The 5,640-nt window shown below is 48.3% G+C and carries 2 tRNA genes and 3 rRNA genes; all 5 read right to left on the bottom strand.

Going from position 1 to position 5,640, the window contains the following annotated elements:
* Positions 1-23: 23 nt before the first annotated feature.
* Positions 24-138, bottom strand: a 5S ribosomal RNA gene (rrf, locus tag CXF58_RS00820).
* 119 nt (positions 139-257) lie between these two features.
* Positions 258-3,119: ribosomal RNA gene (locus CXF58_RS00815) — 23S ribosomal RNA — on the bottom strand.
* Between the two features lie 327 nt (positions 3,120-3,446).
* Positions 3,447-3,522, bottom strand: a tRNA-Ala gene (locus CXF58_RS00810).
* 9 nt (positions 3,523-3,531) lie between these two features.
* A tRNA-Ile gene (locus tag CXF58_RS00805) sits at positions 3,532-3,608 on the bottom strand.
* A 76-nt stretch (positions 3,609-3,684) separates the two neighbouring features.
* A 16S ribosomal RNA gene (locus tag CXF58_RS00800) occupies positions 3,685-5,223 on the bottom strand.
* The 16S, 23S and 5S rRNA genes sit together here with 2 tRNA genes alongside, the layout of an rRNA operon.
* Positions 5,224-5,640 lie beyond the last annotated feature (417 nt).

Raw genomic sequence — 5,640 nt, 5'->3', positions numbered from 1 at the left:
TAAGGGGGTTTTCAGGAATAGAGAGCTGACGATGACCTACTCTCACATGGCCGGAGCCACACTACCATTGGCGCGATGATGTTTCACTTCTGAGTTCGGGAAGGGATCAGGTGGTACCATCATGCTATTGTCGTCAGCAAAGGGGGTTAGATATGAGTCTGTGTGTTTTAATGACTAGTGTCATCTTAATCCAACTGAACCAAGGATTAAGGTGATATCGAAATAATTAGACTTGATACAAACCACTTGGGTGTTGTATGGTCAAGCCAAACGAGCAATTAGTACAGGTTAGCTACACACATCGCTGTGCTTCCACACCCTGCCTATCAACGTCCTAGTCTTGAACGGCTCTTTAGGGAAATCTAATCTTGAGGTGGGCTTCCCGCTTAGATGCTTTCAGCGGTTATCCCATCCGAACGTAGCTACCGGGCAATGCCATTGGCATGACAACCCGAACACCAGTGGTTCGTCCACTCTGGTCCTCTCGTACTAGGAGCAGATCCTCTCAAATTTCCAACGCCCACGGTAGATAGGGACCGAACTGTCTCACGACGTTCTAAACCCAGCTCGCGTACCTCTTTAAATGGCGAACAGCCATACCCTTAGGACCTGCTTCAGCCCTAGGATGAGATGAGCCGACATCGAGGTGCCAAACACCGCCGTCGATATGAACTCTTGGGCGGTATCAGCCTGTTATCCCCAGAGTACCTTTTATCCGTTGAGCGATGGCCCTTCCATACAGAACCACCGGATCACTAAGACCTACTTTCGTACCTGCTCGACTTGTGGGTCTCGCAGTTAAGCGCGCTTTTGCCTTTATACTCTATGAACGATTTCCGACCGTTCTGAGCGCACCTTCGTACTCCTCCGTTACTCTTTAGGAGGAGACCGCCCCAGTCAAACTACCCACCATACATTGTCCTCGGTATTGTTATACCTGAGTTAGAACCCCGACATGACCAGGGTGGTATTTCAAGGATGGCTCCACCAAGACTAGCGTCTCGGCTTCAAAGCCTCCCACCTATCCTGCACAAGTCAGGTCAAAGTTCAATGTAAAGCTGTAGTAAAGGTTCACGGGGTCTTTCCGTCTAGCCGCGGGTACACAGCATCTTCACTGCGATTTCGATTTCACTGAGTCTCTGCTGGAGACAGCGCTGCCATCATTATGTCATTCGTGCAGGTCGGAACTTACCCGACAAGGAATTTCGCTACCTTAGGACCGTTATAGTTACGGCCGCCGTTTACTGGGGCTTCGATCAAGAGCTTCGCTTACGCTAACCCCATCAATTAACCTTCCAGCACCGGGCAGACATCACACCCTATACGTCCACTTTCGTGTTTGCAGAGTGCTGTGTTTTTAATAAACAGTTGCAGCAGCCTGGTATCTGCGACTGCCAACAGCTCAAGGAGCAAGTCCTATCACCATCGGCAGCGTACCTTCTCCCGAAGTTACGGTACCATTTTGCCTAGTTCCTTCAGCAGAGTTCTCTCAAGCGCCTTGGTATTCTCTACCTGATCACCTGTGTCGGTTTAGGGTACGATTCGTTTATAACTATTGCTTAGAAGCTTTTCCTGGAAGCATGGTATTTGCCACTTCACGGTACAAGTACCGCTTGCTATCAGATCTCAGCCGTATTACAGTCCGGATTTGCCTAAACTGTAAGCCTACATCCTTTCACCTGGACAACCAACGCCAGGCTGACATAACCTACTCCGTCCCTCCATCGCATTATAAACAAGTATCGGAATATTAACCGATTTCCCATCGACTACGCCTTTCGGCCTCGCCTTAGGGGTCGACTCACCCAGCCCCGATTAACGTTGGACTGGAACCCTTGATCTTCCGGCGTGCGAGCTTTTCACTCGCATTATCGTTACTCACGTCAGCATTCGCTCTTGTGATACCTCCAGCATGCTTTACAACACACCTTCACAGGCTTACACAACGCTCCCCTACCACTTGAAAACAAATTCAAATCCGCAGCTTCGGCTCCTAGTTTGAGCCCCGTTACATCTTCCGCGCGGGCCGACTCGACTAGTGAGCTATTACGCTTTCTTTAAAGGATGGCTGCTTCTAAGCCAACCTCCTAGCTGTCTATGCCTTCCCACCTCGTTTCCCACTTAACTAGGAATTTGGGGCCTTAGCTGGCGGTCTGGGTTGTTTCCCTCTCCACAATGGACGTTAGCACCCACTGTGTGTCTCCCGGATATCACTCATCGGTATTCGGAGTTTGCATCGGTTTGGTAAGTCGGTATGACCCCCTAGCCGAAACAGTGCTCTACCCCCAATGGTGTTCGTCCGAGGCGCTACCTAAATAGCTTTCGGGGAGAACCAGCTATCACCGAGTTTGATTAGCCTTTCACCCCTATCCACAAGTCATCCCCTGGCTTTTCAACGACAGTGGGTTCGGTCCTCCGGTGCCTGTTACGGCACTTTCAACCTGCTCATGGATAGATCACTCGGTTTCGGGTCTATACCCTGCAACTAATCGCCCTATTAAGACTCGGTTTCCCTACGGCTCCCCTAAACGGTTAACCTTGCTACAGAATATAAGTCGCTGACCCATTATACAAAAGGTACGCGGTCACCCTAATAAATTAAGGCTCCCACTGCTTGTACGCACACGGTTTCAGGTTCTATTTCACTCCCCTCACAGGGGTTCTTTTCGCCTTTCCCTCACGGTACTGGTTCACTATCGGTCAGTCAGGAGTATTTAGCCTTGGAGGATGGTCCCCCCATCTTCAAACAGGATTTCTCGTGCCCCGCTCTACTTAATATGTTAATGCTAATGTTTCGAATACAGGACTATCACCTACTACGGTCAGCTTTCCCACGCTGTTCTTCTACATTAGTATTAATCGGCTTCTCCCCGTTCGCTCGCCGCTACTAGGGGAATCTCAATTGATGTCTATTCCTAAGGGTACTGAGATGTTTCACTTCCCCTCGTTCGCCTCTTATATAAATATAAGATAGCTAGCTTATGCTAGCTGGGTTTCCCCATTCAGAAATCTCCGGATCACAGGATATTGCCGCCTCCCCGAAGCTTATCGCAGGCTGTCACGTCTTTCATCGCCTCTGACTGCCAAGGCATCCACCATGTGCGCTTCATTACTTGACCATACAACCCCAAGTAGTCTTTCGACTTCAAAGTGTCATACAATCTAATTATGATAACGATATCACCTATGTTTACGCTTGATTCAGTTCTCTTTACTTTTTTAAGAAACCCTCTTTGGGATAACAAACAATGTCGTTAAAAGAGGATTTCTTAAGGTTAGAGTGTCGCGTGAACACGCCACTCTAACCCAGACTCATATCTATGTTTTTAAATAGTTCTTACTCTCTCGTCGAGTAGTAAGTTCTGTATAAAACAGAAGTAAATAATCAATGATGATCACTTAATTCTGTTTATGCTGTGCACTGAAAGCTTACTTGGCGTTTATAGTGGTGGAGCCAAACGGAGTCGAACCGTTGACCTCCTGCGTGCAAGGCAGGCGCTCTACCAACTGAGCTATGGCCCCATATATAAATGGTGGGTCTAAGTGGACTTGAACCACTGACCCCCGCGTTATCAACACGGTGCTCTAACCAGCTGAGCTACAGACCCAAATTACGCTTGTATAAACGTAAGCTTAAACTAAAGAACAACTTGTTGTGAATTCTTGCTGACCGAATGCTGTCTATAAGGAGGTGATCCAGCCGCAGGTTCCCCTACGGCTACCTTGTTACGACTTCACCCCAGTCATCAACCACACCGTGGTGAGCGCCATCCTAAAAGGTTAGGCTACCCACTTCTGGTGCAATCAACTCCCATGGTGTGACGGGCGGTGTGTACAAGGCCCGGGAACGTATTCACCGCGGCATTCTGATCCGCGATTACTAGCGATTCCTACTTCATGGAGTCGAGTTGCAGACTCCAATCTGGACTACGATAGGCTTTTTGAGATTCGCATCACATCGCTGTGTAGCTGCCCTCTGTACCTACCATTGTAGCACGTGTGTAGCCCTGGTCGTAAGGGCCATGATGACTTGACGTCGTCCCCGCCTTCCTCCAGTTTGTCACTGGCAGTATCCTTAGAGTTCCCGGCCAAACCGCTGGTAACTAAGGACAAGGGTTGCGCTCGTTGCGGGACTTAACCCAACATCTCACGACACGAGCTGACGACAGCCATGCAGCACCTGTATTCTAATTCCCGAAGGCACTCCCGCATCTCTGCAGGATTCTAGATATGTCAAGACCAGGTAAGGTTCTTCGCGTTGCATCGAATTAAACCACATGCTCCACCGCTTGTGCGGGCCCCCGTCAATTCATTTGAGTTTTAACCTTGCGGCCGTACTCCCCAGGCGGTCTACTTATTGCGTTAGCTGCGTCACTAAGTCCTCAAGGGACCCAACGACTAGTAGACATCGTTTACGGCGTGGACTACCAGGGTATCTAATCCTGTTTGCTACCCACGCTTTCGAACCTCAGTGTCAGTATGATGCCAGAAGGCTGCCTTCGCCATCGGTATTCCTCCAGATCTCTACGCATTTCACCGCTACACCTGGAATTCTACCTTCCTCTCACCTACTCTAGCCTAACAGTATCAGATGCCGTTCCCAGGTTAAGCCCGGGGCTTTCACATCTGACTTATCAAGCCACCTACGCTCGCTTTACGCCCAGTAATTCCGATTAACGCTTGCACCCTCTGTATTACCGCGGCTGCTGGCACAGAGTTAGCCGGTGCTTATTCTGCAGCTAATGTCATCGTCCATGGGTATTAACCATGGAGTCTTCTTCACTGCTTAAAGTGCTTTACAACCAAAAGGCCTTCTTCACACACGCGGCATGGCTGGATCAGGGTTGCCCCCATTGTCCAATATTCCCCACTGCTGCCTCCCGTAGGAGTCCGGGCCGTGTCTCAGTCCCGGTGTGGCTGATCATCCTCTCAGACCAGCTACAGATCGTCGCCATGGTAGGCCTTTACCCCACCATCTAGCTAATCCGACTTAGGCTCATCTAATAGCGAGAGCAACAAGTTGCCCCCTTTCTCCCGTAGGTCGTATGCGGTATTAATTCGAGTTTCCCCGAGCTATCCCCCACTACTAGGTAGATTCCTAAGTATTACTCACCCGTCCGCCGCTCGTCAGCGAGAAGCAAGCTTCTCCTGTTACCGCTCGACTTGCATGTGTTAAGCCTGCCGCCAGCGTTCAATCTGAGCCATGATCAAACTCTTCAGTTTAATCTTGCATGAAGTCCTTTAAAGAGACTTCGAAACTTGGCTCATTTAATCTGGCAATTACGCTCTCGTATGTTTCATATAATGAATTAACTTTGAGTTTTCTTGCTGTCTTAAATGATAATTTTTATAGTTAGAAGAAACTCCGAAAAGAAGTTTCAACCAACTTTATTTTTTAGCATTCTGAATCAGCAAAAATCCACACAAGTTGTTCTTTAGTTATGCTTTTAAATAGTGTCAAGCTACTGTCGTCCAGTAACTGATATATAGGGTATTTCTCTTTGCTAGTTCGTTTAAGTTAAGAACTTATCCTATCTAGCGAGCCGACTATCATATCATAATGATTTGGTTTGTCAAGCTTTTTTATAATTTGTTTCAATGGGTTAGCCAGGTTTGTTATATGTAATTGACATATAAGTT

Source organism: Psychrobacter sp. Sarcosine-02u-2 (assembly GCF_002836335.1).
Lineage (GTDB): Bacteria > Pseudomonadota > Gammaproteobacteria > Pseudomonadales > Moraxellaceae > Psychrobacter > Psychrobacter faecalis.
This window is presented reverse-complemented; position numbering and strand designations above follow the sequence as displayed.